Source organism: Psychrobacter sp. TB55-MNA-CIBAN-0194 (assembly GCF_040309505.1).
Lineage (GTDB): Bacteria > Pseudomonadota > Gammaproteobacteria > Pseudomonadales > Moraxellaceae > Psychrobacter > Psychrobacter fozii.
Genome location: NZ_JBEOOW010000541.1, coordinates 1 through 253, shown reverse-complemented (window position 1 = coordinate 253; position 253 = coordinate 1). Strand labels below are relative to the sequence as shown.

1 protein-coding gene is annotated in these 253 nt (G+C 47.4%); it reads right to left on the bottom strand.

Features of this window, described 5'->3' with window-relative positions:
- Positions 1 to 253, bottom strand: a 253-nt coding sequence (gene pgk / locus AAEY75_RS16210) for a phosphoglycerate kinase (RefSeq protein ID WP_352260176.1), incomplete at both ends; no start/stop codon positions are given.

Sequence of the window (253 nt, the reverse complement as noted above, 5' to 3'; positions counted from 1 at the left end):
ATTTTACCTTCTACAAACTCTAAGAACGCACCGCCACCCGTTGACATGTAGCTGACTCCATCAGCCACTTGATATTTATCAATCGCAGCAAGTGTATCACCGCCACCTGCAATCGAGAAACCTTGGCTGTTTTTGACCGCTTCTGCCACTATCTGAGTACCCTGACCAAACGCATCCACTTCAAAAACGCCGACTGGACCATTCCATAAGATGGTTTTAGCATCGTTGATCGCCTCTGCCAATTTCATGGCAC